The sequence below is a fragment of the Pseudomonas migulae NBRC 103157 genome (genome assembly GCF_002091715.1).
Classification (GTDB): domain Bacteria; phylum Pseudomonadota; class Gammaproteobacteria; order Pseudomonadales; family Pseudomonadaceae; genus Aquipseudomonas; species Aquipseudomonas migulae_A.
The window spans coordinates 16,389-41,164 of sequence record NZ_BDAG01000030.1 but is presented as its reverse complement, the minus strand read 5'-3'; the positions used below and the strand labels follow the sequence as shown (position 1 = coordinate 41,164).

Sequence of the window (24,776 nt, the reverse complement as noted above, 5' to 3'; positions counted from 1 at the left end):
AGGCAACGCGATTGCAGCAATCACCTGATGTGTCAGCAACTGTGACCGTTACGCTCAAATCGCCGGCATGAAAAAACCCGCCGAAGCGGGTTTTTTCATGACAACGCGTGTTACTTGACGTTGCTTGGGGTTGGGCCTTCGGCCACACCCAGGTCATCTACTTCACGTTCGTCGGAGATACCGCGACCGCCGGAAGCCAGCTCGACTTGCAGCTTGTCTTCGTCCAGCTCTTTCACCCACTTGGCCACGACCAGGGTCGCAACGGCATTACCAACGAGGTTGGTCAGCGCACGGGCTTCGGACATGAAGCGGTCGATACCGAGGATCAGCGCCAGGCCGGCAACCGGCAGGTGGCCAACGGCGGACAGGGTGGCGGCCAGCACGATGAAGCCGCTGCCGGTTACGCCCGCAGCACCTTTGGAGGACAGCAACAGCACCAGCAACAGGGTGATCTGGTGGGTGATGTCCATTTGGGTGTCGGTCGCCTGAGCGATGAACACAGCGGCCATGGTCAGGTAGATCGAAGTACCGTCGAGGTTGAACGAATAACCCGTAGGAATCACCAGACCCACAACGGATTTCTGTGCACCCAGGCGTTCCATCTTGATCAGCATGCGAGGCAAAGCCGATTCTGAAGACGAAGTACCCAGCACGATCAGCAGTTCCTCACGGATGTAGCGAATCAATTTGATCACGCTGAAGCCGTGTGCGCGGCAGATGCCGCCCAGTACGACGAGCACGAACAGGATGCAGGTGATGTAGAAGCAGATCATCAGTTGACCAAGCTGTACCAGCGAGCCAACACCGTAGGCACCAATGGTGAAGGCCATGGCACCGAAGGCACCGACCGGCGCGAGCTTCATGATCATGTTGATGATGTTGAACATCACGTGAGCGAAGCGATCGATAAAGTCCAGGACCGGCTTGCCGTACGCACCCAGGCGATGCAGGGCGAAACCGAAGATCACCGAGAACATCAGAACTTGCAGGATATCGCCGTTGGCGAAAGCGCCGACGATGGTGTTCGGGATCACATTGAGGATAAAGGCGACGATGCTCTGGTCTTTACCGGCCGAGATGAAGCCAGCGATTTTGCTGGTGTCCAGAGTCGTTACGTCGATGTGCATGCCGGCGCCCGGTTGCACGACGTTGACCACGACCAGACCGATCAGCAAGGCGATAGTGGAAACGATTTCGAAGTACAACAGCGCATAACCGCCGGTCTTGCCGACCGATTTCATGTTCTGCATGCCGGCGATACCGCTGACGACCGTACAGAAGATGATTGGCGCGATGACCATTTTGATCAGTTTGATGAACCCGTCACCCAGCGGCTTGAGGGCCACACCGGTCTGCGGGTAGAAGTGACCAAGCAGGATGCCGATGGCGATGGCAACGATCACCTGGAAATACAGGGATTTGTACAGTGGCTGACGAGTCGTCATTGCAAAGTTCCTCAAGAGTGTCCCGCGACAACATCCATCTGTTGTCAACGAGCCCTCATTTGCGAACCCTCCTGCACTGGAGGGATTTGTTTTGTCGAGCTGCGCAACGGCAGGCATCTGCTCGTTGTATCGCAAGTGGCGTGCCACCTTCGCCAAAACACCCGCAAGCCTTTGACATCAGGGGTTACAGGATCAACGCGTTATGGATTCGTTAAACAACAGTGGCGGATTTCCGCCCATCCGCCAAACCTCGTCCTGCAATTTGGCGGATATCCGCCTTGTTCATCCTCTGGCAGCGCGGCTACCATCCGTCGTTCACTGAGGGACCTGCCTGTTATGCGCGAACGCACCATCGCCAGTCATTTCGCCCGTGCCGCCCTCGGTGGCGCGCGCCGCCTCGGTCATGACTGTTCAGAACTGTTGCAACAACTCGGCATCAGCCCTGAGCTGCTGGATGAGCCGCGTGCGCGAATCGCGCCTGAACAGTTCACACGATTGATCCAGGGATTGTGGCTGGCACTCGACGACGAGTACCTCGGCTTCGGGCCGGTCCCGAGTAAAACCGGCAGCTTCGCGATGATGTGCCACGCGGTGATTCACTGCCGCAATCTCGATAAGGCACTGCATCGCGGCTTACTGTTTTACGGCCTCTTCCCCGGCGGCCCGCGTTTGACCCTGACCCGCGAAGACGAAATGATCCGCCTGAGCCTGGACGACTCGAAGTTTCAGGATCCGGACCACTTCCTCACCGAGAGCCAACTGATGGTCTGGCATCGCCTCGGCAGTTGGCTGATCGGCCAGCGCATCCGGCTGGAGCAGGCGACGTTCAGTTATCCGCGTCCCGCGCACGGCGCCGAATACGATTTGTTGTTCCCCTGCCCGATGGCGTTTTCGGCGCCGCAAAGCAGCCTGCTGTTTCACAGCCGCTACCTGAACATGCCGTTGTTGCAGGATGAACGCACCCTCAAGCATTTCCTCGAACGCTCACCCGCCGACCTGTTGTCGCGCCCGGACGACGGCGACAGCCTGAGCAGCCAGTTACGCCGCTTGCTCAGCCGCGACAGTGCGCGCTGGCCGGACCTGGAAACAGTGGCTGCGCACCTGCACATCAGCCCGCAGACGTTGCGTCGGCATCTGCGTGAAGAGGGCTCGAGTTTTCAGGAGTTGAAGGATCAGTTGCGTCGGGACATCGCGATTTATCACTTGGGGCGTGCGGATCTGTCGTTGCAACAGATTGCCGAGCAACTGGGGTTTTCCGAGCCTTCGGCGTTTCATCGGGCGTTCAAGAAGTGGACCGGGCTTACACCGGGGGCTTATCGCGCGCAGGAGAACTGAACCTGCAGGAGCCGGCTTGCTGGCGATGGCGGTGGGACAGTCGACATATTTATCGTCTGACAGGACGCTATCGCCAGCAAGCCGGCTCCTGCAGGTCGCGGTGTTTCGGCTATCACACCACCGGGAAATGAATCCGGAACACCGCGCCGCCCATGGGTGAATCCCCCAAGGTCAATTTGGCGTTGTAGCTCTCGATGATGTCCTTGACCACCGCTAACCCGATCCCCTGCCCCGGATGCTGACGGTCCAGCCGTTCGCCACGCTGCAGAATCCGCGCACGTTGATCCGGCGGCACACCCGGGCCGTCGTCCTCGACGCACAACTCGATCCCGCTCAAGGTTTCGCGCACGCTGATGCGCACTTCGCCGAGACACAGGCGATAGGCGTTTTCCAGCAGGTTGCCGAGCATTTCCAGCAAGGCGCCCTGCTCGATCGGCACATAACACTGTTCCGGCAGATCGAAAACCACCCGCACCCGCTTGTCGCGGTAGACCTTGTCCAGCGTATCGCAGAGGCTTTGCAGCACCGGCCGCAGCCGCACCTGATGGCGTACCAGACCGCTTTTGCGCAGGCTGGCGCGCTGCAATTGATAGCTGATCTGCTGGCTCATGCGCTCGATCTGGGTTTGCAGCACCCAGGCCTGATCACGATCCTCCGGGCGCTGCGCCATGTCCTCGCTGACCCCTTGCAACACAGTCAACGGGGTTTTCAGGCTGTGAGCCAGGTCGTCGAGGGAATCGCGATAACGGCTGCGTTGTTCACGCTCACTGTGCAGCAAGCGGTTGAGGGAGCCGGTCAGGCGCAGCAGTTCTCGCGGGTGCTGTTCGCTGAGGCTTTCGCGGGTGCCGCTTTCGATTTCGTCGAGTTCCTGGCTGAGCCGACGCAACGCCTGCAAACCCCAGGTCAGGCCGATCCACAGCAACGCGAGCAGCACCAGCAGCGCAGCGCCGAAGCCGAGGTAAAGGTTTTCCCGCAGACCTTCGAGGGTCACTTCGTATTCGCGCACCGGTTGCAGCGCGACAATGCTGAACGCGGCGCTTTTACCGCCGAGCAGTTTGACTTCAACGTCATAGACGAAGAATTCCTGACCGTTGGCTTCGCTGATCCTCGCGAACTCATTACCACGCCCGTCGTAACGCGGTTTGTAATTGATGTTCTCTTCGCGGGTGCCTTTCGAGCGCCACACCAGATGGCCTTCGCGGTCATAGATGTAGCCGAGCAAACGGCTGTCGGTGAGGTTGAAGCGCTCATCGGGCAACTGCGCCGGCATCTGCAGGTGGTTGCCCTCGACCCGGGCGGCGGAGATCAGCGTGGTGACGTCCGACGCCAGGCGTTGCTCGATGGAATCCTGCAACGCGAGGCTGAACGCGCCTTGCATCGCCGGCAACAACGCCAGCATGAACAACACCGCCAACAGGGTGGCGGCGAGCATCAATCGGACACGAAGAGAACGAATCAAGTGCAGCGCTCATTGAACAGATAGCCGAGGCCACGCACGGTGTCGATCGGCTTGAACCCGGCCGGCCCTTCGAGTTTGCGGCGCAAACGGCCGACCAGCACTTCGATCACGTTCGGATCGCGCTCGTCGTCGTCCGGGTAGAGCTGCTCCATCAAGCGGTCCTTGGCCACCACTTGCTGGTGATGGCGCATCAGGTACTCGAGAATCCGGTACTCATATGCGGTCAGCGCCAGCGGCTGTTCGTCGAGGGACGCCTGTTTGCGATTGAGGTCGAGCAGCAGCGGCCCGGCGACGATGGTCGACTGGGTGAAACCGCTGGAGCGACGCAGCAAGGCATTCAGGCGCGCATCCAGCTCTTCGAACTGGAACGGCTTGACCACGTAATCGTCGGCACCGGCGGCGAGGCCTTCGACTTTGTCCTGCCAGTTGCCGCGCGCGGTGAGGATCAGGATCGGGAAGGTCTTGCCTCGTGAACGCAATTGGCGGATCAAATCGAGCCCGCCCATGCCTGGTAACCCGAGGTCGATCACCGCCAGGTCATGGTTGAACTGCTCGGTCTGGTACAGCGCCTCTTCGGCGTTGGCCACGGACTCGACCACGTGGCCACTGTCCGTCAGGCGGGTGTGCAGGTGATGGCGCAACAGCGCTTCATCTTCGACGACCAGCAGTTTCATGACGCTCTCCTACGCAAATCGATATCTCCAGCAACACAGTTTCGCACCTCTATGCCTGACAAGGCGCAGAACCTGTGGGATCGCCGCACCGCCGCTCCCACAGGTTTTTCGCACATGCCCGCGACCTGTTTAGAAAGCGTAGTTGGCGGACAGGTATGTCTGGGCGCTGCTGGTCAGGTCCAGCGAACCCTGTTTGCTGCCGCCGCGCTCGCTCATCTCGGTGCTGGCATTGCTGCGCAGGTAACGGTAACCCAGTTCAACCGAGGTGTTTTGCGAAACCTGCTGCAACACACCCAACTGGCCGCCGACGGCGTAACCAATGTCGCTGTCGCGGCTGAAACCTGGGGAGTCCTGGGTCAGTTTGGTCAGACCGGCCGTGGCGCCGCCAAACAGTTTAGTGCTGCCTCCCACCGGATAGAACAGATCGTAGCTGCCCAGCAGGTTTTCCTGGCGCAGTTTAATGCCATTGTGCGAGCCCGACACGTTGTCGTAAGTCGCGTAGTAGCGGCCCTGGCTGTTTTGCTGGCCCAGACGCAATCCCCAGGTGTTGTCCTTGTCGATCACGCCGTCGGCGTTCGGGTTGTTGAGGTTGGTGTTCAGGGCGTTGGACTTTTTGACCTTGTCGCTGGTCTGTCCAAAAGTAAGGCTGGCAAAGTTATCGTCCGCCGCGTGGGCGGCTACGCTTGCACCCATGACGGTGAAAGCCAGAAGCAGTTTCTTGAAGGTAGTCATTGGGGAATTTCCTCATGAGCCATGTGCTTTTCGGGTATGGCGCAAGGTTACTCACCTGCCCCTGAACTCCCCCTGAACGCACTCTGAACCTGAGCTGAACCGAATCGCACCGGCTGTTTTAACGACTTTTTGCAGGAGATCCGACCATGCGCGTATTCCTCGCTTCGCTGTTGCTGGCCTTGAGTGGGCTCAGTCAGGCTGCCATCAAGACTCAGGAAATTCCTTATCAGAGCCCCGACGGTACGACGCTGATCGGTTACTACGCCTACGACGACGCGATCAAAGGCCCACGCCCGGGCGTGGTGGTGGTGCATGAGTGGTGGGGGCTCAACGACTACACCAAGCGTCGCGCCCGTGACCTGGCCGGTCTGGGTTACAGCGCGCTGGCCATCGACATGTACGGCGACGGCAAGAACACCGAGCATCCCAAGGACGCCATGGCCTTCATGCAGGCCGCGTTGAAAGACAGCGCTGCGTCCAGTGCCCGCTTCCAGGCGGGGCTCGATCTGTTGAAGAAACAGGCGCAAACCGACCCGGACAAGGTGGCGGCCATCGGTTATTGCTTTGGTGGCGCGGTGGTACTGAACGCGGCGCGCCAGGGCGTACCGCTGGCGGGCGTCGTGAGTTTCCACGGGGCGCTGGCGACAAAAGCACCTGCGACGCCGGGCAGCGTGAAGGCGAAAATCCTGGTCGAGCACGGTGCGCTGGACAGCATGGTCACGGCGGAAAACGTGGCGGCATTCAAGGCCGAGATGGACAAGGCCGGGGCCGATTATCAGTTCGTCAGCCTTGAGGGCGCCAAGCACGGGTTCAGCAATCCGGACGCGGATCGCCTGGGCCATGGCGATCATGGCGGTCCGGATATCGGTTACAACAAGGCAGCGGATGAAAAGTCGTGGGCGGACATGCAGGCCTTCTTCAAGAAGATTTTTAGCTGAACAGGTAGACCGCGGCGAAGTCTTTCGCGGGCAAGCCTTGCTCCTACAGGTTTTGTGTCGTTCAGCCATTTCGTGATCGACATAAAACCTGTAGGAGCAAGGCTTGCCCGCGAAGAACGATAACGCGGTCTAACGTCAGGGCTACCCAGCCCGAAGGCAACCCGGCAAAATGCCCGACATGAATGCCCTCCCCGCCCTGCCCGTTTGCTGCACCCCGCTCGATGCCCATTGGCCGCTGCCGTTTGTGCTGCCCGATACGGTGCTGCTGAGCACGCAATTCGATACCTCGCAACTGGCCATCGATGATTTCCAGCGCAGCGCCATCGAGCCCCCCGCGACTATTCAGCGCTCCGTCGCCAAGCGTCAGGCAGAATTCCTGGCCGGGCGGATTTGCGCGCGGGCCGCACTGCAACAGCTGCAAGGGCTGAATGTGGTCCCGGCCATCGGCGAAGACCGGGCGCCGGTCTGGCCTGCGCACATCAGCGGCTCGATCACCCACACCACCGGCCGGGCGGCAGCGATTGTCGCGCAGAAAACCCACTGGCGCGGCTTGGGCATGGACCTGGAAAACCTGCTCGCCCCCGAACGGGCGGAACGCCTGGCTGGGGAAATACTTACGCCAGCGGAATTGCAGCGCATGGCCGCCGGGCCTCTCGATCAACTGGCGATGCTGGTGACGCTGACGTTTTCGGTGAAAGAGAGTTTGTTCAAGGCGCTCTACCCAATCGTTCAGCAGCGGTTTTATTTTGAACATGCCGAAGTGCTGGAGTGGAGCGAGGGGGGTGAGGTGCGGTTGCGGTTGCTGACCGACCTGTCCAGTGAGTGGCGAAATGGCACAGAGCTGGATGCGCAGTTCGGGATGATGGATGGGCAGTTGTTGAGTCTGGTCAGTATCAAGGCCTGAAGGTATTCGGCGTTTTTCAGAGCGCCATCGCCAGCAAGCCGGCTCCTACAGGTCCGCGCGAATCTGTAGGAGCCGGCTTGCTGGCGATGGCGGCGGAACATTCACCGCAAGACTCAACGCTTCTCCTGATTCCTCGGCCAACTCAAGCTAAAGCAAGCCCCGCCCAGACTCTTGCTCTTGCTGATCAACGCCCGCCCGTCATGCCAATGGATGATCCGCCGCACGATCGACAAACCCAACCCATGCCCGCCCGACGCGCGGGTCCTGCTGTCATCCAGTCGCAGGAACGGTGTAAATATTTTCTCCCACGCCGATTCGGGAACGCCCGGCCCGTCGTCCTCTATATCGACCCGACACCGCTGCTGCCCCACCTGATAACTCACGGTCACCCGCGACTGAGCATGGCGCATGGCATTGCTTACCAGGTTCTGAATCGCCCGGTGCAAATAGCGAGGCTCGGCTTCGACCCAGGCGTCGTCACAATCGGCCGCCGACAGGCACAACCCGCGCTGCACCGTGACATCGGCGCGCAGTGGCGCCAACTCTTCGATCACTTGATTGACCAGCGCATCCAGATCGATTCGCTGGAAATTCAGCGCCGGCGAACCCTGTTCCAACCGCGCGTAAGTCAGCATCTCGTCCACCAGCCGGTCGAGATCCTCGATGTCGTGGTCCATGCCTTCGCAATATTTCTCCAAGGCCTGAGGCGTAGTGGCCGAGCCGATCATCTCCAGGCCAAACCGCAGGCGCGCCACCGGCGTGCGCAATTCGTGTGACACAGCGCGCACCAGCTCCCGCTGAACCGCCAGCAACTGTTGCAGGTGCTCGGCCATGCCGTTGAACGCCGACGCCAGGCGCCCGACCGAGTCTGCGCCACGTGCCGGCACGCGGGTTTCCAGGCTGCCTTTGGCGATGCGCGTGGCGGCCGCTTCGAGGCCACGCAAACGACGCTCCAATTGACGCACCAGCAAATAGACGATCAAACCGATCAGGCTCAAACCGAGTGCCGCGATCAGCACCAGCCATTCTGGCGGGTAAGGATTCATCTGGTACAGCGGACCGATTTCCAGCACCCACGGCGTGCCGACCATGCCGGCAAACACCCGGATCGAATCGCCCTCCTTGCCCAGCGCCATCACCGTGTCGCCTTCGGCCACACGGCGGCTCTGGTCTTCATCCATGTCGGCCTCACCGACCGTGACCAGCCGCAGATCGAAACCGAAACCCTTCTCTTCCTTTATCTGCGCCAGGCGCTTGGGCTGCTCGGCCACCGGCACCCGTACCAGCTCATCGGCAAGCAGATAAATCGTCGCCCTGGCCAGTTGTTCGCTGATCTGCTGCACCTCGCCGGTGAGCACCAACTGTTCCCGGTCGCTGACCAGTCGATACACCTTCGCCGCATGGGGGCCGGTCTGTTCCACCAGCGCCTGGCCGCGCAGTACGCGGGTGCGCTGGGTCATATCGAGGTCAGTCTGGGCGAAGGTTTTCAGCGCCAGGGGAATACCCAGCAGCCGCTCCCACACCAGCAAGGCGCGGTGACGCTGGGTTTCGTTCATGGGTTGCAGGTTGTCGGCCATCAGCGAGAACGTGCCGTGGGCCAGGCGCTCGCGGTACTGCTCGCTGCGCACCTGGTTGAGCATGTGCAGGGCCAGCACGCCGAGCACGGCCACCAGAATCAGCGCCGCGCACATGCCTCCATAGATGCGCAGGAAGATCGAATTCACAGCGAGGGATCTACGCAGGCTTCAGGCACGAACAGATAACCTTTGCTGCGAATGGTCTTGATCAGACGCGGATGGTCCGGGTCGTCGCCGATCTTCGGCCGGATGCGCGAGATGCGCACGTCGATGGAACGGTCCTGGCCGTCATAACCGATGCCGCGCAGGGCGGTGAAAATCTCTTCGCGAGACAGGATGCGTCCGGCGTTGGCCACCAGCAACCACAGCAGATCGAACTCGGCGCTGGTCAATTCGATGCCGTTGTCATGCAGCCAGGCTTCACGCAGCGCGTTATCGACCACCAGCGGGCCGAATTGCAGACGCCGTTGTTTTTCCGGGACCGGCTCAGGTGTTTCACTGCGGCGCAGCAACGCCTGGATGCGCGCCAGCAGCAAGCGCGGGCGCACTGGTTTGCACACGTAGTCGTCGGCGCCCAGGTCGAGACCGAGAATCTGATCGGTGTCGTCGGTACGGGCGGTGAGCATCAGGATCGGGCCATCGAACTTGTCGCGGACCTTGCGGCAAATGCTCAGGCCATCTTCGCCCGGCAGCATCAGGTCGAGGATCACCAGGTCCGGTTTCTCCTTGATGATGCGGGCTGCGGCCAGGGCGCCATTACCCTCGATCGACACGCGCAGGCCGTTGGCTTCCAGGTAATCGCGGGTCAGTTCGGCCAGACGCTGGTCGTCTTCCACAATCAATACCTGCCAGGCTTCTTGCTCCACGGTGACCTCTGCTTGCCAACAACACTTATAAAGGAAGGATCCGCCCGTCTTTTTGTAATGATTGGGGAGGATAAGAATGCGTATGTACCGGCCGATTGTATAAACGTCACTCGTGCAGAACACAAGTCGGCAAATGCGTTCGGACACACCGTTTTTTTGTGATAGGGTTCGCGCCCTTAAAAATCCGAATGACTGTTTTCAGTCGCTGGAAATCAGTGAATAACGGTCCGCTCCAGCTAGGTCGCGGCCTACACGCCGGTTCCCTCTTTCACACACAATTTACGCACAGGTTTATCCACAGGTAGTACGTTGCAACACCCTCCAAAACGCATTATCTTGTACCCCGGCGCCAAAAAAACCCTACATGTAGGGTTTTATGCCAAAAACCAAACACAAATCGGACACCGATTTCAAGCGCTTTTATTGCCTCTGTCCGGTTGAACCAAACGTATTTTCGAAAGACCAAACCGCGCGTGCGGATGGCTACTGTTTTTGAGCCGAAAACGGCGTTAACGGTACGGGTGTTGCAGTCAATTACTGTCACCCAAAAGGATTCCGGTTTCAGGCTCAAGGCTTGGGACCAAAGACTTCGGCATGGAAGCGGCGCCCCAATAGCCCCCTTCCTGATCTGTCCCGAAGTTGGTATGCCCGGCCCCGCCGGTTGTAGTGCTTCAGGACAGAACGGTGGGCACCATGATGGTGCCCAAACAAACATAGAGAATGTGGAGACAACCCCCCATGCAAACCGACACAACTCGCGAGAACCCGCAAGGCACCTTGCCGCAGGCCGCTGATTCGACTTCGGATCTGTCCGCCACCGCGCCTGGCCAGCTGCGCGTGATCAAGCGTAACGGCACTGTCGTTCCTTATACCGATGACAAAATCACCGTCGCGATCACCAAAGCGTTTCTCGCAGTTGAGGGTGGCACCGCTGCCGCTTCGTCGCGAATCCATGACACCGTTGCCCGCCTGACCGAACAGGTCACCGCGACCTTCAAGCGTCGCATGCCGTCGGGCGGCACCATCCACATCGAAGAAATCCAGGACCAGGTCGAACTGGCCCTGATGCGTGCCGGCGAGCAGAAAGTGGCTCGCGACTACGTGATCTACCGCGACGGTCGTTCGAAACAACGCGCTGCCCACGCTCCGGCAGAAGAAACGGTCAACGCTCACCCCTCGATCCGTATTACCCGCGCCGATGGCACTTTTGCACCGCTGGACATGGGTCGCCTGAACACCATCGTCACTGAAGCGTGCGAAGGCCTGGAAGAAGTCGACGGCGACCTGATCCAGCGCGAAACCCTGAAAAACCTGTACGACGGCGTGGCCCTGACCGACGTCAACACTGCCCTGGTGATGACCGCCCGTACGCTGGTCGAGCGTGAGCCGAACTACTCGTTCGTGACTGCTCGCCTGCTGATGGACACCCTGCGTGCCGAAGGCCTGGGCTTCCTTGGCGTCGCCGACAGCGCGACCCACCACGAAATGGTCGACCTGTACGCCAAGGCGCTGCCTGCGTACATCGCCAAGGGTATCGAATTCGAATTGCTGAACCCGGTCCTGGCCACCTTCGACCTGGAAAAACTCGGCAAGGCGATCAACCACGAGCGCGATCAGCAGTTCACTTACCTGGGCCTGCAAACCCTGTACGACCGTTACTTCATCCACAAGGACGGTATCCGCTTCGAACTGCCGCAAATCTTCTTCATGCGCGTGGCCATGGGCCTGGCGATCGAAGAGAAGCAGAAAGAAGACCGTGCGATCGAGTTCTACAACCTGTTGTCGTCCTTCGACTACATGTCCTCGACTCCGACCCTGTTCAACGCCGGCACCCTGCGTCCACAGCTGTCGAGCTGCTACCTGACCACCGTTCCGGATGACCTGTCGGGCATCTACCACGCGATCCACGACAACGCCATGTTGTCGAAATTCGCTGGCGGCCTGGGCAACGACTGGACACCGGTTCGTGCGCTGGGTTCGTACATCAAGGGCACCAACGGCAAATCCCAGGGCGTGGTTCCGTTCCTGAAAGTAGTGAACGACACCGCCGTCGCCGTTAACCAGGGTGGCAAGCGCAAAGGCGCTGTCTGTGCCTACCTGGAAACCTGGCACATGGACATCGAAGAGTTCATCGAACTGCGCAAGAACACCGGTGATGATCGTCGTCGTACCCACGACATGAACACCGCCAACTGGATCCCTGACCTGTTCATGAAGCGTGTCTTCGATGACGGCAAGTGGACCCTGTTCTCGCCGTCCGAAGTACCGGACCTGCACGACCTGACCGGCAAGGCCTTCGAAGAGCGTTACGAGTACTACGAAGCCCTGACCGAGTACCCGGGCAAGGTCAAGCTGTTCAAGACCATCCAGGCCAAAGACCTGTGGCGCAAAATGCTGTCCATGCTGTTTGAAACCGGCCACCCATGGCTGACCTTCAAAGACCCGTGCAACCTGCGTAGCCCGCAGCAGCACGTCGGCGTGGTCCACAGCTCGAACCTGTGCACCGAGATCACCTTGAACACCAACAAGGACGAGATCGCCGTTTGCAACCTGGGTTCGATCAACCTGCCGAACCACATCGTCAACGGCAAGCTGGACACCGCCAAGCTGGAACGCACCGTGAACACCGCCGTTCGCATGCTCGATAACGTAATCGACATCAACTACTACTCGGTGCCACAAGCGAAGAACTCCAACTTCAAGCACCGTCCGGTCGGTCTGGGCATCATGGGCTTCCAGGACGCTTTGTACCTGCAGCACATTCCTTACGGTTCCGATGCGGCCGTCGAGTTTGCCGACAAGTCGATGGAGGCCGTCAGCTACTACGCCATCCAGGCGTCCTGCGACCTGGCCGACGAGCGCGGCGCTTACGAGACGTTCCAGGGTTCGCTGTGGTCCAAAGGCATCCTGCCGCTGGATTCGCAACAGATCCTGATCGAGCAACGTGGCCAGAAGTACATCGACGTTGACCTGAACGAATCCCTGGACTGGGCACCGGTTCGCGCCCGTGTACAGAAAGGCATTCGTAACTCCAACATCATGGCCATCGCACCGACCGCGACCATCGCCAACATCACTGGCGTCTCGCAGTCGATCGAACCGACCTACCAGAACCTCTACGTGAAATCGAACCTGTCGGGCGAATTCACCGTGATCAACCCGTACCTGGTTCGCGACCTGAAGGCTCGCGGTCTGTGGGACGCCGTCATGATCAACGACCTGAAGTACTACGACGGTTCGGTGCAACAGATCGAGCGCATCCCGCAAGAACTCAAAGAGCTCTACGCGACTGCCTTCGAAGTGGACACCAAGTGGATCGTCGACGCGGCAAGCCGCCGTCAGAAGTGGATCGACCAGGCTCAGTCGCTGAACCTGTACATCGCTGGCGCTTCGGGCAAGAAGCTGGACGTGACCTACCGCATGGCCTGGTACCGTGGCCTGAAAACCACTTACTACCTCCGTGCCCTGGCCGCGACCAGCACCGAGAAGTCGACCATCAACACCGGCAAGCTGAACGCAGTTTCCAGCGGCGGCAACCACGGTGAAGATTCGGTCCTGGCTGCTCCTGCCGGTCCTGCTCCAGTGCCGAAGGCTTGCGCCATCGACGAGCCGGATTGCGAAGCTTGCCAATAAGCTGAGCCGGTAGGCGCCGCGAGGCGCTTACTCGACAACCCCCGATCGGTCCTCTGGATTGATCGGGGGTTTTCTTTTGCCTGAAGGAAAGTGGCGACTGTGCTGACGCCTTCGCGGGCAAGCCCGCTCCCACAGGGTTTTGTGTCGTTCAGTAGTTTTGTGAACAACACGAATCCTGTGGGAGCGGGCTTGCCCGCGAAGGGGCCATCACAGACAACCAAAAACCTCAGCTCCCGATAAAAATCCCGCCCATAAAAAAACCCCTCTTGCGAGGGGTTCTTTGTGCAGCAATCAGCCAACCAACATCAAGTCATCTGAATGATGGTCTGCATGATGGTGCTTTGAGTCGAAATGGTCTTGGCGTTCGCCTGGTAGTTGCTCTGCGCCTTGATCAGGTCGACCAGTTCGCTGGTCAGGTTGACGTTGGACTCTTCCAGGGAGTTGGAATGGATCTCGCCCAAGGTACCGGTGTTCGGTGCATCGTAGCCCGGGATACCCGACGCGTAGGTTTCTTTCCAGCTGGTGCCGCCTACTGGCTGCAGACCTTGTTCGTTGGTGAAGCTGGCGAGCGAGATCTGGCCGATGGCCTTGGTCTGGCTGTTGCTGAAGTTGGCCAGCATCACACCGCTGCCATCGATGGTCAGGTTGGTGATCTGGCCGGTGGCGTAGCCGTTCTGCGAAGGAATCGAACGTGCGGTGTCGGCGTTGTACTGCGATGTTTTGGCCATGGAGATCGTAACGACGCCGGAAGTAGCGCCGTTCGCTGTCCACACGCCATTGGTCACGGTACCGGGAACCCAGCCAGTGAGCTTCAGGTCAGGACTGACGATCGGCACCGGAACGGCCGGCGTGGTGACCGAAACCAGATTGCCCGAGGTATCGAACACCATGGTCGAAGCGACCGGCGCGTTCAACGGAACCGCAGTAGGACTAGGGTCGGTGCCATTCGGGTTGCGACCATCAACCAGGGTGTAGGTTTTCCAGGTGTTCGAGCCAGTCTTCACCATGAACTGATCCATGATGTGCTCGTTACCTTGAGTGTCATAAATTTTGGTACTGAACTGCTTGGTGAAGGATGCTTCTTTCGTCGGGTCGAACGGGGTCGCAACCTGATCGATAACCGGTGCGGTGGAGTTCAGATTGATCGTCGACGACACCGTGGAGGTGTTTTTTGGCGCCAGGTTCGAAGTATCGATACGCAGGTCGGTCAGCACGCCGTTGATGATCTTGCCGTTGGCGTCCACGCCGTAACCTTGCAGACGCGCAGTGCCGTCGGTGTTGGTGACGTAACCGTCCTTGTCGACCTTGAACGTACCGGCACGGGTGTAGGACAGCGAGCCGTTGTCGCTCAGTACGAAGAAGCCGGAACCGTTGATGCCCATGTCCAGCACGTTGCCGGTGTTGTTGACGTCGCCCTGGGTGAACTGCTGGGAAACGTTGGCCAGGCGCACGCCGTTACCAATGGTTTTGCTGCCGGAACCCAGCTTGGTGGCCGAGTAAACGTCCGAGAATTCCGCACGGGACGATTTGAAACCGGTGGTCGCGACGTTGGCGATGTTGTTGCCGGTTACGTCCAGTTGTTTGTTGGCTGCATAGAGACCGCTAAGGCCGATATTGAAAGACATATTCCACTCCTTTGTGCCGGGTTAGTCGGCTCTACATACCAATGGTTTGTACTTTGGACAGGGCAATGCTGCCCAGCCCGGCGAGATTGAGCATCAACTCACCGCCGGTCTGGCTGATGGTCACGCTGTTGACGGTTGCCGGCAGGTACGTCACCAGCGAGGTCGCCTTGCCGTCGTAGGTCGCAGTAGCGCCGAAGTTATAGGTACCCGCCTTGGCCACTTCGCCCGCATCGTTCTTGCCGTCCCAGATGAAACTGGAAGTACCGGCTTTCTGGCTGCCCAGGTCGATGGTGCGGATGACCTTGCCATCGGCATCGGTGATCTTGACCTTGACCGGGTCCACAGACGCCGGCACGGCAATGGTGCCGGTGAAACTCTTGGAGGTATCGACCACAGCCTTGTCGGCCGGGGCAATGACCGAACGCCCGACCAGCGACGAAGCCTGCAGGGCCTGGGACGAGTTGTAGTTGCTGGCCAGCCCGCTCACGGTGGTGTTGAGCGTGGTGATGCCTTCCAGGCTGCTGAACTGCGCCAACTGGGCAACGAACTCGCCGTTGTCCTGCGGCTCCAGCGGGTTCTGGTTCTTCAGCTGAGTCACCAGCAGTTGCAGGAACGCGTCCTTGCCCAGGGCCTTCTTGCCGGTGGCGCTGTTCGTCGCGGACGCCAGGCCGTCGGCACTGGTGTTGGTCTTGATCGAAGAGTTGGCCAGGATGTCTTTTAGGCTAAGGCCGCTGGTGGTATCGGTAACACTCATCTGAGTCGCCCCTTATCACTGACCGAGGGTCAGGACCTTCTGCATCATGGTTTTGGCGGTGTTCATCATTTCGGCGTTGGTCTGGAACGAACGGCTCGCGGAAATCATGTCGGCCATTTCTTCCACCACGTTCACGTTCGGGTAGTAGACATAGCCCTTGGCATCGGCCGCCGGATGGTTCGGTTCGTAGCGGGCGTCCAGGTTGCTCTGGTCTTCGACCACGCCCAGCACTTGCACACCCTGGCCTGCAGCGTCCTGGTTCTGGAACAGCGAATCGCTGCCGCCGCTCTGGCCACCCTGGAACATGGTGGCGAACACCGGGTGACGGGCGCGGTAGGTCTGGTCGATGCTCGACGAGACGGTTTCGGCGTTGGCGATGTTACTGGCGACGGTGTTCAGGCGAGTGGTCTGGGCACTCATGCCGCTACCGGCGATATTGAAAACACTGGCTAGAGACATGACTTACTCTCCTCGCAGGGCGGATATCAGCCCTTTGAATTTGCTGTTGAGCAGGGTGAAGCTGGCCTGGAAGTTGACCGCGTTTTCTGCGTACGCTGATTGTTCAAGCTGAGCGTCCACGGTGTTCTGGTCGATCGACGGTTGCATCGGCGTGCGATACATCAGCGACTCGTCGCCGTTGCCCAGACCTTCGGCTTCGATATGCCGGTTGTTGGTCATGTTCAAGGCAAAGGTGCCGTTCCTGGTTTTCTCGCTCTGCTCGGCGAGCACTTTCGAGAAGTCCAGATCCCGAGCCTTGTAGTTCGGGGTGTCGGCGTTGGTGATGTTGTTGGCCAGGACTTCGGCACGCTGAGCGCGGAAGCCCAGGGCTTGTTCGTGGATACCGAGCGCTTTATCGAAGCTGATGCTCATGTCGGGAAACCTTCGGGTGACCTGATTTTTCGTACGATGAACATAGCAAGCGGCGTGCCAATTCAGAAAACCCCATAAACCGGGGCTTTGCGGGCAGGGACAAGGCGGCAATGCCAGAAAAGCGGCAACGGGTTTCCGCCGTCTGCCGCTTTTCTGCCGCTTTGCCATGGGCAACGACTTTCTCCTGTGGGAGCGGGCTTGCTCGCGAAAGCGGTGTATCAGCCAACGCCGATGTCGACTGACACGACGCCTTCGCGAGCAAGCCCGCCCCCACATTGGGTTTGTGGTGTCTTTGGGAAGTCGGCAGGCATAAAAAAACGGGAGCCCCTGAGGACTCCCGTTTTATGACACCGCCAACCCATCACTTCGCCTGGTAAATAATCCCCGGGCTGCACTGAACCATCTGGTAATGATCCGGCAAGCCGTTCAGCGCTTCGGACGCGCCGAGGAACAGATAACCGCCCGGCTTCAGCGTGCTGTGAATACGCAACAGAATGTCCTTCTTCACCTCGGCGGAGAAGTAGATCAGGACATTGCGGCAGAACACGATGTCGAACTTGCCGAGGCTCGCGTAGCTGTCCAGCAGGTTGAACGAGCGAAATTCCACCCGGCTCTTGATCGGCGCCTTGATCGCCCAGCGTCCCGGCCCTTTCGGGTCGAAGTAACGCTGCAGGCGCTCGGGCGACAGACCGCGGCCGATGGCCAGGCTGTCATATTCGCCGTTCTTGCAGTTGGTCAGCATGGTGCTGGACAAATCAGTGGCGACGATCTGCACGCCCATCTTCAACTGGCCCATGTTGACCCGTTCGAACTCGTCGATGGACATCGACAGCGAATACGGTTCCTGCCCCGACGAGCACGCCGCCGACCAGATCCGCAGACGCTGGCCCGGAGCTGCCTTGATTGCTTCGGGCAGTACCTTGTTCTTCAAGACTTCAAACGGATAGGTGTCACGAAACCACAGGGTTTCGTTGGTCGTCATGGCATCGACCACCAACTCGCGCAAACCGCTGCGCGGCTGAGTCTGGATGCGCTGGACCAGCTCACCCAGGGACTTGATGCCTTGCTGCTCCATCAGTTTGTTGAGACGGCTCGAGACCAGGTACTGCTTGTTTTCACCGAGCAAAATGCCACAGGCTTTTTCCAGGAAGACCCGGAACTGTTCGAAATCCAAATTACCCGTAGACAAAGATGCCGCCTCTTAAATCGTGTTAACCGCCAGGGGCAGAAGGCCCCTAGCTGATGTCTGCTGCTTTGATCCGGTCGACTACCCGGGATGCCAGGTCATCAGGACGGAATTTGGCCAGGAAGTCATCGGCACCGACTTTCTTGACCATCGCCTGATTGAACACACCCGACAACGAAGTATGCAGGATGATATGAAGCTTTTGCATGCGAGGGTCGTTGCGGATTTCGGCCGTCAAGGTGTACCCGTCCATTTCCGGCATCTCGATGTCGGAAATCATCATCAGGAACTCTTCCTCTGGCTTCTTGCCCTCGTCGGCCAGCTTGCGCAGGTAATCGAGCGCTTGCCGTCCGTCGTTCAACGCCACCACTTCAACACCGACCGTCTGCAGGCAACGCGTGACCTGCTTGCGTGCCACCGACGAGTCATCGACCGTCAGCACCCGCAGCGACAGCGCCTTGTGCTGGGTCTCGACATCGACCACACCGACGGAAATCGCTTCCGGCGTCGGGGCCACTTCCGCCAGGATCTTCTCGACGTCGATGATTTCGACTAACTGATTGTCGACCCGAGTCACAGCCGTCAGGTAATGATCGCGTCCGGTGCCCTTGGGAGGCGGATGAATCTCCTCCCAGTTCATGTTGACGATGCGTTCCACCGAGCGCACCAGGAAACCCTGCGTCTTGGTGTTGTACTCCGTGATGATCACGAAGGGATTGCTTTGATCTTTCAACGCTCCGGAACCGGTCGCCATTGCCAGATCAAGGATCGGAATGGTCGCCCCCCGGATATTTGCCACACCGCACACGACAGGACTGGACTTGGGCATCAGGGTCAGCTTGGGGCATTGCAGCACCTCACGAACCTTGAACACGTTGATCCCGTACAGTTGCTGGCCGTCAAGACGGAACAACAACAGCTCCAGGCGATTCTGCCCTACCAGTTGCGTGCGCTGGTTTACCGAATCCATTACACCAGCCATGCCCAGACTCCTACACCAACGCTAAGTGTGTTGCGACGCACATTCATCACTAAACGGCACGGCGCTTGCTTTTTAACTCTTATGAACACAGAACCGACATTTTTCCGACGCCTGACATCACCTTTCCGCAGATTGCTCTGTGCAATGTCGGCCGTTTGCCTGCTCAACGCTGGCAGCCCTGCCCTTGCTGACGCGGTTACCTTGCCTGACATGCTTATCGGCGTCACCCAGGGCTTTCTTGAATTCACCGTAGAAGACTATCTGGCGACCAGTCAAATGGAAGGTAGCTACGAAATCCAGGTCAACCAGCTCGATCCGCGGCTGCGCATGCCCATGTGCGACAAGGAATTGACAGCCAGCCTCGAGAGCCCGGCCAAGCCGCTGGGCCGCGTTACGGTCAAGGTTCGCTGTGAGGGAACCTCCCCCTGGACGGTGTTCGTACCCGCTCAAGTCCGCCTGTTTCGCGACGTCGTGACCACCACCCGCCCGCTGCGCCGCGCCGACATTGTCGAACCTGCTGACGTGCTCCTGCGCGAACGCGATATCAGCCTGATCAACCAGGGCTACCTGACGACCCTCGACCAGGCGATCGGCCAGCGACTTACCCGACCAATGGTCGCCGACCAGGTGATTACCCTCGTTCACCTCGAGCAGGCGGAAGTCATTCGTAAAGGCGACCAGGTGGTGATTACCGCCCGCAGTGGTACGCTCAGCGTGCGAATGCCCGGCGAAGCCCTGTCCAATGGCGGCATGAGCGAACAGATTCGCGTGAAAAACCTCAACTCCAAGCGGGTCATCAAGGCGCAAGTCACCGCGCCGGGCCAGGTGGAAGTGTCTATGTAGGCACCCTTTCCTGAAGAAGTGGCGTTGCCCGAGGCTGTTCCCTAAACTGTGCCGCATGCAGAGAAGTGCTGGCGCATGCAGGCTCATTGATAAATGGGTCTAAAGTTTTCACAGGGAGAGCCGAAAACATGGCAAGCGTCCAAATACTCAGAGGTTTTTTACCATGGTCATCGATTTCAGCCGTTTGAACAGCTCCTCGCCACTTACGGGCAGTACACGTACCAGCGTTGCCAAGGAAACGGCCGAAGCCGGCAAATCCGCGCCGCTGAATACCCCGGCCGAACAGGCCAGCACCGTCAAAAGCGGGGAATCGGTACACCTCAGCAATGAGGCTCAACAGTTGCAACAGGTCACTGACAAGCTGCGCGATCAGCCTGCCGTCGACAAAGCCCGTGTGGCCGAGTTGAAAGCAGCGATTGCCGATGGCAGCTACAAAGTCGACAGCAACCGTGTAGCCAGCAAACTGCTCAACTTCGAAGCCCAGCGCTAGGCTACGGCCGCGCCAGGCTTTTGGACGCTTAAAACCCAAGGCCAGCCATGCACGACACTAACTTACTGCAACTGATCACCGACGACTTTGCTCCAGCGCAACGATTGCTGGAGTTACTGCAAGCCGAGTCCCTCGCCTTGCACGGTCGTGACATGCCACTGCTCGAAGACATTCTGGCGCAGAAGCAGGCATTGATCATTCTGCTCGAACAGCATGGCCGCAAGCGCAGTGAAATCCTCGCCAGCCTCAATCTGCCGGTCAATCGCAGCGGCCTGGAGCAACTGGCCAGCCATTCGAGCATCGGCGAAGAGTTGCTGGCGCAGAGCGATGTGCTGACCGACCTTCTGGCTCAATGCCAGGCAGCGAACGCCAATAATGGCCAGTCGATCCTGGTCCAGCAAGCCACCACGGCCAACCAGCTGAAAATCCTCACCGGCGGCGAACCGCCTGCCCTTTATGATGCTCGCGGATCAACCGCCAAGCTTGCGAAGCCACGCCCGCTCAGTCAGGCTTGAGCCTTCAAATGACCACGCCCTATCAAGACTTGCAACATGCTGGCAATATACTGGCCAGCCGTAGTCATATTTTGTCTGGAGATTGATGAACCGTGTCCAATGCCTTAACCGCGGAAGATGCCCCGCAGCCACCCAAGGTGCTTACCACGCCTTTGGAAATCTCCGGCAACCTGCGCCAACTGCAAGAAAGCCATGATCCGCTGATCATCACGTTCCATGAGCGCACTCAGCGCTTCCAGAGCTATCTGGTCGACGTGGACCGCGAAGGCCGCACCATCGCGCTCGACGAGATGATCCCGCGTGACGGCGAACGCTTCCTGCTGGCGGGCGAACCGTTCAAGGTCGAAGGCTTTCACGACGGCGTGCGCATCGCTTGGGAAAGCAACGGTCAACTGACCATCGACGAATCCGGTGACAGTCGCTGCTATCGCGGTCCGCTGCCCGATGAAGTGGTCTATCACCAGCGCCGCAATGCCTTTCGCGCGGCATTGAAGCTGGCACAACTGGTCAACGTCGATCTGGACGGTGAAAAGCTCAAGGCGCCGATCAGCGGCAAGCTGCTGGACATTTCCGCCACCGGCTGCAAGTTGCGCTTCGACGGCGACATTACCGGCAGCCTGCAACTGGGCCAGGTCTACGACCGCTTTGCCGCCGCCCTGCCCTTCGGCAAAATGACGGCACCGGTCGAACTGCGCTACCTGCACTTCGAAGAAAAAATCTCCACCACCTTCGCCGGCATCCGTTTTCACAACATGAGCGGCCTGGTGCAGCGTCAGGTCGAGCGCTTCGTCTATCAACTTCAGCGCGAAGCACGACGCTTCGACAAAGACGACATGTAATTCGATAGCGGCATGAAAAACGGGCAGTCCCTTGCGGTGACTGCCCGTTTTTTTTGCGCCATTCGTTTGGTCTGCGCGGCTCACTGTAGGAGCCGGCTTGCTGGCGATGGATTCAAATGCGCAGTGTTCATCCAGTTAATATGCGTCTTCGTTAACGCTCATCGCCAGCAAGCCGGCTCCTACAGGTGGTGCGATTCAGGGTCGAGCCTCGGTGAAGCTTTGCTCGCGGCCAGCATCCGGATCCTCGGGCGGATCGGTTTCTGGCGCGGGCTCAGGCTCGGGAGTTGGCTCGGGATTGACCGGACTCTGCATCTGGTCCTGCACCACTTGCTCATCGACCCGCGGATCAAGGCAAGCCACCAGCGGCGAACTCGACATGCTGTCCGGCATGGCGACGTGATGCAACGGCGCATCGTCCACCTGGTGCAGGTTGGTCACCGCTTTCGGGCGGATCCGCCACACCAGCACCAACGCGAAGAAACTGAAGAAGGCGTAAAGCATCTGGCTGCCGAACATCTTCATCAGCACCCCGGCGACCAGCGGCCCGATACTGGCGCCGACACCGTAGGTCACCAGCAACATCGCGGTCAGGGAAACACGACGATCACCCTCGACGTGGTCATTGGAGAACGCCACCGCCAGCGGATACAGGCAGAACATCACCAGCGAACAGAAGAACCCGGCGACAAACAAAACCTCCAGCGGCACCTGTTGCATGATGGCCAGCGGCAACGCAGTCAGGGCCAGCACCACCGCAAAACAGCGGATCAACAACGCCCGGTCATAACGGTCGGACAACCAGCCCAACGGCCACTGCACCAGCAGGCCGGCAAAAATGCAGCTACCCATGAACAGACCGACCTGCTCCGTGGACAACCCTTGCTGCGAGGCATACAGCGGCGCCAGACCGTAGAACGAGCCAATGATCAAGCCCGCCCCCAGCACTGTACTCAACGACTGCGGTACGCGTTTGATGAAAAATCGCGGTTCCATCGGCGCCGGGTGCAGAGGCGCCGGGTGAATCCGCCGGGTCAGGGCGACCGGCACCAGGCACAGGGCAAAGCACAGGGCGACCAGCATCAACAGCTCCAGACCGAGCGCCGGGTGCATGACCAGAATCAGTTGCCCCAGCACCAGGCCCAGATACGACGCGATCATGTATCCGCTGAACACCGTCCCGCGTTGTGAGGCTTCAGCCTGCTCATTGAGCCAGCTTTCGATGACCATGTACTGGCACATCATGCCGAGGCCGACGATGACCCGCAGGAATATCCAGGCAGGCAGCCAGTCCACCAGGCCGTGGCCCAGCACTGCCGCGCCGACGATCCCGGCGCAGGCCGAATAGGCGCGGATATGCCCTACACGGGCAATCAACCGGTGACCGATCTTGCCCCCCAGCACCAGGCCGAAATAGTTGGCGGCCATCAACGCACCGACCCACAGGCTGTCGACATGGTCGGCCGCCAGGCGCAAGCCCAGGTAAGTACTCAGCAGGCCCGAGCCGATCAACATCATCAGCGAGGCAAAATACAGCGCTCGAAAGGGTTTCCAGATTTGGCGCATCGGCGTTCCGAGCGGCTCCTTGCGGTGAGAAACGGGCTATCCGAAAGATAGCCCGAAGACGAAGGTTCGTCAGGCCTGGGCGGCCAGGACACGGCGCTCCCAGGGCGTAATTTCATCAAAGAAGCTGGTCAACTCCAGGGTCTTCGAAGCGACGTAGCCTTCGATGAACTCCTTGCCAAACAGTTCCTTCGCCAATTGGCTACGTTTCAGACGTTCGAGAGCGGCATGCAAGGTACACGGCAACGAAAGATTATCCGGCACCTCGAACTCACCCTGGATCGCTGCGCTCGGCTCCAGCTCTTTTTCAATACCGTACAGCCCCGCCGCCAGGCTGGCGGCGATCGCCAGATACGGATTGGCATCCGCCCCCGGCAAGCGGTTCTCGACTCGACGAGCGGCCGGCGAACTCGCCGGAATACGCAAACCGGCCGCGCGATTGTCGTGGGACCAGCAGGCATTGTTGGGTGACGCGAACGGATGACACAAGCGCTGATAGGAGTTTACGTTCGGCGCAAACAGTGCGGTGAAATCCGCCATGCCCGCCTGCTGACCGCCGATGAAGTGACGGAAGGTCGCAGTCGGTTCACCGGCCGCGTCGCTGAACACGTTACGCCCGCTGCCGATCTCGACGATGCTCTGGTGAATGTGCATCGAACTGCCCGGCGTATGCGCCAGCGGCTTGGCCATACAGACCACGGTCAGGCCGTGCTTGAGCGCAACTTCCTTGAGCAGATGCTTGAACAGGAACGTCTGGTCGGCCAGCAGCAGCGGATCGCCGTGCAGCAGATTGATTTCGAACTGGCTGACGCCCATTTCATGCATGAACGTATCGCGGGGCAAACCGAGTGCCGCCATGCATTCGTAGACTTCACTGAAAAACGGGCGCAAGCCGTTGTTGGAGCTGACGCTGAACGCCGAACAACCGTCCTCGCGACGACCATCCAGGCCCAGCGGCGGCTGGAAGGGTTGCGTCGGGTCGGTGTTGGGCGCGAAGACAAAGAATTCCAGTTCGGTCGCCACCACAGGCGCCAGACCCAGTGCCGCATAACGCGCGACGACGGCCTTGAGTTGGCCACGGGTCGACAGGTTCGAGCTCTCGCCGGTCAGCTCGTCGGCATCACAAATGGCGAAGGCGCGCGGCTGCTTGCTCCAGGGCAAGCGGTGAATCTGCGCAGGATCGGGCACCAGCGCCAGGTCACCGTCGTCACTGCCGTAAAAACGCGCCGGCGGGTATCCGCCCATGATGCATTGCAGCAGCACACCCCGCGCCATCTGCAACCGCCGTCCTTCGAGAAACCCCTCGGCTGTCATGACCTTGCCACGGGGCACGCCGTTCAAGTCAGGCGTAACACATTCAATCTCATCAATGCCCGTCAGTCGCTGTGCGAGTGAGCGCTGGCCATCGGTAGTCATGACGCAATCCTTTGTTTGTGGTGCAAGCCGCGAACGGCGACCGTACAAAATAGGCTCCGCCTGTTCGGAATATCAAGCATTGCACACAAATACTCCCGACCGCCCCCCCTTCCTGTCGGAGCCGGCTTGCTGG

At 59.6% G+C, this 24,776-nt stretch carries 22 protein-coding genes; 8 read left to right on the top strand and 14 right to left on the bottom strand.

What is annotated here, in order from left to right; genetic code table 11:
• Window positions 1-110: 110 nt before the first annotated feature.
• Window positions 111-1,445, bottom strand: coding sequence for a dicarboxylate/amino acid:cation symporter (locus PMI01S_RS20970; protein WP_084321975.1), 1,335 nt, complete (start codon window positions 1,443-1,445; stop codon window positions 111-113).
• A gap of 336 nt (window positions 1,446-1,781) precedes the next feature.
• On the opposite strand from PMI01S_RS20970, the gene PMI01S_RS20965 reads away from it, so the two are divergent.
• Window positions 1,782-2,780 carry an AraC family transcriptional regulator gene (locus tag PMI01S_RS20965; protein ID WP_084321974.1) on the top strand — a complete coding sequence of 333 codons (999 nt, stop codon included), beginning with the start codon at window positions 1,782-1,784 and terminating at the stop codon, window positions 2,778-2,780.
• Window positions 2,781-2,892: 112 nt separating this feature from the next.
• Here PMI01S_RS20965 and PMI01S_RS20960 read toward each other — a convergent pair whose 3' ends face one another.
• The 3 genes from PMI01S_RS20960 to PMI01S_RS20950 all read right to left on the bottom strand — a co-directional run bounded on the left by PMI01S_RS20960 (window position 2,893) and on the right by PMI01S_RS20950 (window position 5,645).
• Entirely contained in the window at window positions 2,893-4,239 is a 1,347-nt protein-coding gene (locus PMI01S_RS20960) for an ATP-binding protein (RefSeq protein WP_084321973.1), read from the bottom strand.
• Window positions 4,236-4,913: a response regulator gene (locus PMI01S_RS20955; protein WP_084321972.1), complete on the bottom strand. Its 678-nt coding sequence runs from the start codon at window positions 4,911-4,913 to the stop codon at window positions 4,236-4,238. Before PMI01S_RS20955 ends, PMI01S_RS20960 begins: the two co-directional genes overlap by 4 nt.
• Before the next feature lie 129 nt (window positions 4,914-5,042).
• The gene (locus PMI01S_RS20950; protein ID WP_084321971.1) at window positions 5,043-5,645 is read right to left on the bottom strand and encodes a hypothetical protein; all 603 of its coding nucleotides are present in this window, start codon (window positions 5,643-5,645) and stop codon (window positions 5,043-5,045) included.
• 146 nt (window positions 5,646-5,791) lie between these two features.
• On the opposite strand from PMI01S_RS20950, the gene PMI01S_RS20945 reads away from it, so the two are divergent.
• Window positions 5,792-6,583 (top strand): dienelactone hydrolase family protein, encoded by a 792-nt coding sequence (locus tag PMI01S_RS20945; RefSeq protein WP_084321970.1) that lies wholly within the window; start codon window positions 5,792-5,794, stop codon window positions 6,581-6,583.
• Between the two features lie 178 nt (window positions 6,584-6,761).
• Window positions 6,762-7,487 carry a 4'-phosphopantetheinyl transferase family protein gene (locus PMI01S_RS20940; protein ID WP_208603349.1) on the top strand — a complete coding sequence of 242 codons (726 nt, stop codon included), beginning with the start codon at window positions 6,762-6,764 and terminating at the stop codon, window positions 7,485-7,487.
• Window positions 7,488-7,600: 113 nt separating this feature from the next.
• Here PMI01S_RS20940 and PMI01S_RS20935 read toward each other — a convergent pair whose 3' ends face one another.
• Together PMI01S_RS20935 and PMI01S_RS20930 are read right to left on the bottom strand one after the other, a co-directional pair.
• Entirely contained in the window at window positions 7,601-9,211 is a 1,611-nt protein-coding gene (locus PMI01S_RS20935; RefSeq protein WP_084321968.1) for an ATP-binding protein, read from the bottom strand.
• On the bottom strand, window positions 9,208-9,930 hold the full coding sequence (locus PMI01S_RS20930) for a response regulator (RefSeq protein ID WP_084321967.1): 723 nt from the start codon (window positions 9,928-9,930) through the stop codon (window positions 9,208-9,210). Before PMI01S_RS20930 ends, PMI01S_RS20935 begins: the two co-directional genes overlap by 4 nt.
• Before the next feature lie 738 nt (window positions 9,931-10,668).
• On the opposite strand from PMI01S_RS20930, the gene PMI01S_RS20925 reads away from it, so the two are divergent.
• On the top strand, window positions 10,669-13,563 hold the full coding sequence (locus tag PMI01S_RS20925) for a ribonucleoside-diphosphate reductase subunit alpha (protein ID WP_017340196.1): 2,895 nt from the start codon (window positions 10,669-10,671) through the stop codon (window positions 13,561-13,563).
• A 305-nt stretch (window positions 13,564-13,868) separates the two neighbouring features.
• Here PMI01S_RS20925 and flgE read toward each other — a convergent pair whose 3' ends face one another.
• From flgE to PMI01S_RS20895, 6 genes are all read right to left on the bottom strand, one after another.
• On the bottom strand, window positions 13,869-15,188 hold the full coding sequence (gene flgE, locus PMI01S_RS20920; RefSeq protein ID WP_084321966.1) for a flagellar hook protein FlgE: 1,320 nt from the start codon (window positions 15,186-15,188) through the stop codon (window positions 13,869-13,871).
• Between the two features lie 31 nt (window positions 15,189-15,219).
• Window positions 15,220-15,942 (bottom strand): flagellar hook assembly protein FlgD, encoded by a 723-nt coding sequence (gene flgD, locus PMI01S_RS20915; protein ID WP_084321965.1) that lies wholly within the window; start codon window positions 15,940-15,942, stop codon window positions 15,220-15,222.
• A gap of 15 nt (window positions 15,943-15,957) precedes the next feature.
• On the bottom strand, window positions 15,958-16,401 hold the full coding sequence (flgC, locus tag PMI01S_RS20910) for a flagellar basal body rod protein FlgC (RefSeq protein ID WP_074879168.1): 444 nt from the start codon (window positions 16,399-16,401) through the stop codon (window positions 15,958-15,960).
• Window positions 16,402-16,404: 3 nt separating this feature from the next.
• Window positions 16,405-16,812, bottom strand: coding sequence for a flagellar basal body rod protein FlgB (gene flgB, locus PMI01S_RS20905; protein ID WP_084321964.1), 408 nt, complete (start codon window positions 16,810-16,812; stop codon window positions 16,405-16,407).
• Between the two features lie 361 nt (window positions 16,813-17,173).
• A complete protein-coding gene (cheR, locus tag PMI01S_RS20900; RefSeq protein WP_084321963.1) occupies window positions 17,174-18,001 on the bottom strand; it encodes a protein-glutamate O-methyltransferase CheR in 828 nt (275 codons plus the stop codon).
• A gap of 46 nt (window positions 18,002-18,047) precedes the next feature.
• Window positions 18,048-18,980 carry a chemotaxis protein CheV gene (locus tag PMI01S_RS20895; protein WP_008033048.1) on the bottom strand — a complete coding sequence of 311 codons (933 nt, stop codon included), beginning with the start codon at window positions 18,978-18,980 and terminating at the stop codon, window positions 18,048-18,050.
• 81 nt (window positions 18,981-19,061) lie between these two features.
• Between PMI01S_RS20895 and flgA the strand changes: the two genes are divergently transcribed.
• The 4 genes from flgA (at window position 19,062) to PMI01S_RS20875 (ending at window position 21,667) form a co-directional block, all read left to right on the top strand.
• On the top strand, window positions 19,062-19,823 hold the full coding sequence (flgA, locus tag PMI01S_RS20890) for a flagellar basal body P-ring formation chaperone FlgA (RefSeq protein ID WP_084321962.1): 762 nt from the start codon (window positions 19,062-19,064) through the stop codon (window positions 19,821-19,823).
• Window positions 19,824-19,986: 163 nt separating this feature from the next.
• Window positions 19,987-20,313 carry a flagellar biosynthesis anti-sigma factor FlgM gene (gene flgM, locus PMI01S_RS20885; RefSeq protein WP_084321961.1) on the top strand — a complete coding sequence of 109 codons (327 nt, stop codon included), beginning with the start codon at window positions 19,987-19,989 and terminating at the stop codon, window positions 20,311-20,313.
• A gap of 47 nt (window positions 20,314-20,360) precedes the next feature.
• Window positions 20,361-20,828 carry a flagella synthesis protein FlgN gene (locus PMI01S_RS20880; RefSeq protein ID WP_084321960.1) on the top strand — a complete coding sequence of 156 codons (468 nt, stop codon included), beginning with the start codon at window positions 20,361-20,363 and terminating at the stop codon, window positions 20,826-20,828.
• Window positions 20,829-20,920: 92 nt separating this feature from the next.
• A complete protein-coding gene (locus PMI01S_RS20875; RefSeq protein ID WP_084321959.1) occupies window positions 20,921-21,667 on the top strand; it encodes a flagellar brake protein in 747 nt (248 codons plus the stop codon).
• 195 nt (window positions 21,668-21,862) lie between these two features.
• On the opposite strand, the gene PMI01S_RS20870 is transcribed toward PMI01S_RS20875, so the two are convergent.
• Both PMI01S_RS20870 and PMI01S_RS20865 read right to left on the bottom strand, forming a co-directional pair.
• Window positions 21,863-23,230: an MFS transporter gene (locus tag PMI01S_RS20870; protein WP_084321958.1), complete on the bottom strand. Its 1,368-nt coding sequence runs from the start codon at window positions 23,228-23,230 to the stop codon at window positions 21,863-21,865.
• 69 nt (window positions 23,231-23,299) lie between these two features.
• On the bottom strand, window positions 23,300-24,541 hold the full coding sequence (locus PMI01S_RS20865; protein ID WP_174602681.1) for a glutamine synthetase family protein: 1,242 nt from the start codon (window positions 24,539-24,541) through the stop codon (window positions 23,300-23,302).
• Window positions 24,542-24,776 lie beyond the last annotated feature (235 nt).

Excerpts from the sequence above, each read along its gene's own strand:
- PMI01S_RS20970 (WP_084321975.1), bottom strand. The coding sequence starts at position 1,445 with ATGACGACTCGTCAGCCACTGTACAAATCCCTGTATTTCCAGGTGATC.
- PMI01S_RS20965 (WP_084321974.1), top strand. The coding sequence starts at position 1,782 with ATGCGCGAACGCACCATCGCCAGTCATTTCGCCCGTGCCGCCCTCGGT.
- PMI01S_RS20955 (WP_084321972.1), bottom strand. The coding sequence starts at position 4,913 with ATGAAACTGCTGGTCGTCGAAGATGAAGCGCTGTTGCGCCATCACCTG.
- PMI01S_RS20950 (WP_084321971.1), bottom strand. The coding sequence starts at position 5,645 with ATGACTACCTTCAAGAAACTGCTTCTGGCTTTCACCGTCATGGGTGCA.
- PMI01S_RS20945 (WP_084321970.1), top strand. The coding sequence starts at position 5,792 with ATGCGCGTATTCCTCGCTTCGCTGTTGCTGGCCTTGAGTGGGCTCAGT.
- PMI01S_RS20940 (WP_208603349.1), top strand. The coding sequence starts at position 6,762 with ATGAATGCCCTCCCCGCCCTGCCCGTTTGCTGCACCCCGCTCGATGCC.
- PMI01S_RS20925 (WP_017340196.1), top strand. The coding sequence starts at position 10,669 with ATGCAAACCGACACAACTCGCGAGAACCCGCAAGGCACCTTGCCGCAG.
- flgE (WP_084321966.1), bottom strand. The coding sequence starts at position 15,188 with ATGTCTTTCAATATCGGCCTTAGCGGTCTCTATGCAGCCAACAAACAA.
- flgD (WP_084321965.1), bottom strand. The coding sequence starts at position 15,942 with ATGAGTGTTACCGATACCACCAGCGGCCTTAGCCTAAAAGACATCCTG.
- flgC (WP_074879168.1), bottom strand. The coding sequence starts at position 16,401 with ATGTCTCTAGCCAGTGTTTTCAATATCGCCGGTAGCGGCATGAGTGCC.
- flgB (WP_084321964.1), bottom strand. The coding sequence starts at position 16,812 with ATGAGCATCAGCTTCGATAAAGCGCTCGGTATCCACGAACAAGCCCTG.
- PMI01S_RS20895 (WP_008033048.1), bottom strand. The coding sequence starts at position 18,980 with ATGGCTGGTGTAATGGATTCGGTAAACCAGCGCACGCAACTGGTAGGG.
- flgA (WP_084321962.1), top strand. The coding sequence starts at position 19,062 with ATGAACACAGAACCGACATTTTTCCGACGCCTGACATCACCTTTCCGC.
- flgM (WP_084321961.1), top strand. The coding sequence starts at position 19,987 with ATGGTCATCGATTTCAGCCGTTTGAACAGCTCCTCGCCACTTACGGGC.
- PMI01S_RS20880 (WP_084321960.1), top strand. The coding sequence starts at position 20,361 with ATGCACGACACTAACTTACTGCAACTGATCACCGACGACTTTGCTCCA.
- PMI01S_RS20870 (WP_084321958.1), bottom strand. The coding sequence starts at position 23,230 with ATGCGCCAAATCTGGAAACCCTTTCGAGCGCTGTATTTTGCCTCGCTG.
- PMI01S_RS20865 (WP_174602681.1), bottom strand. The coding sequence starts at position 24,541 with ATGACAGCCGAGGGGTTTCTCGAAGGACGGCGGTTGCAGATGGCGCGG.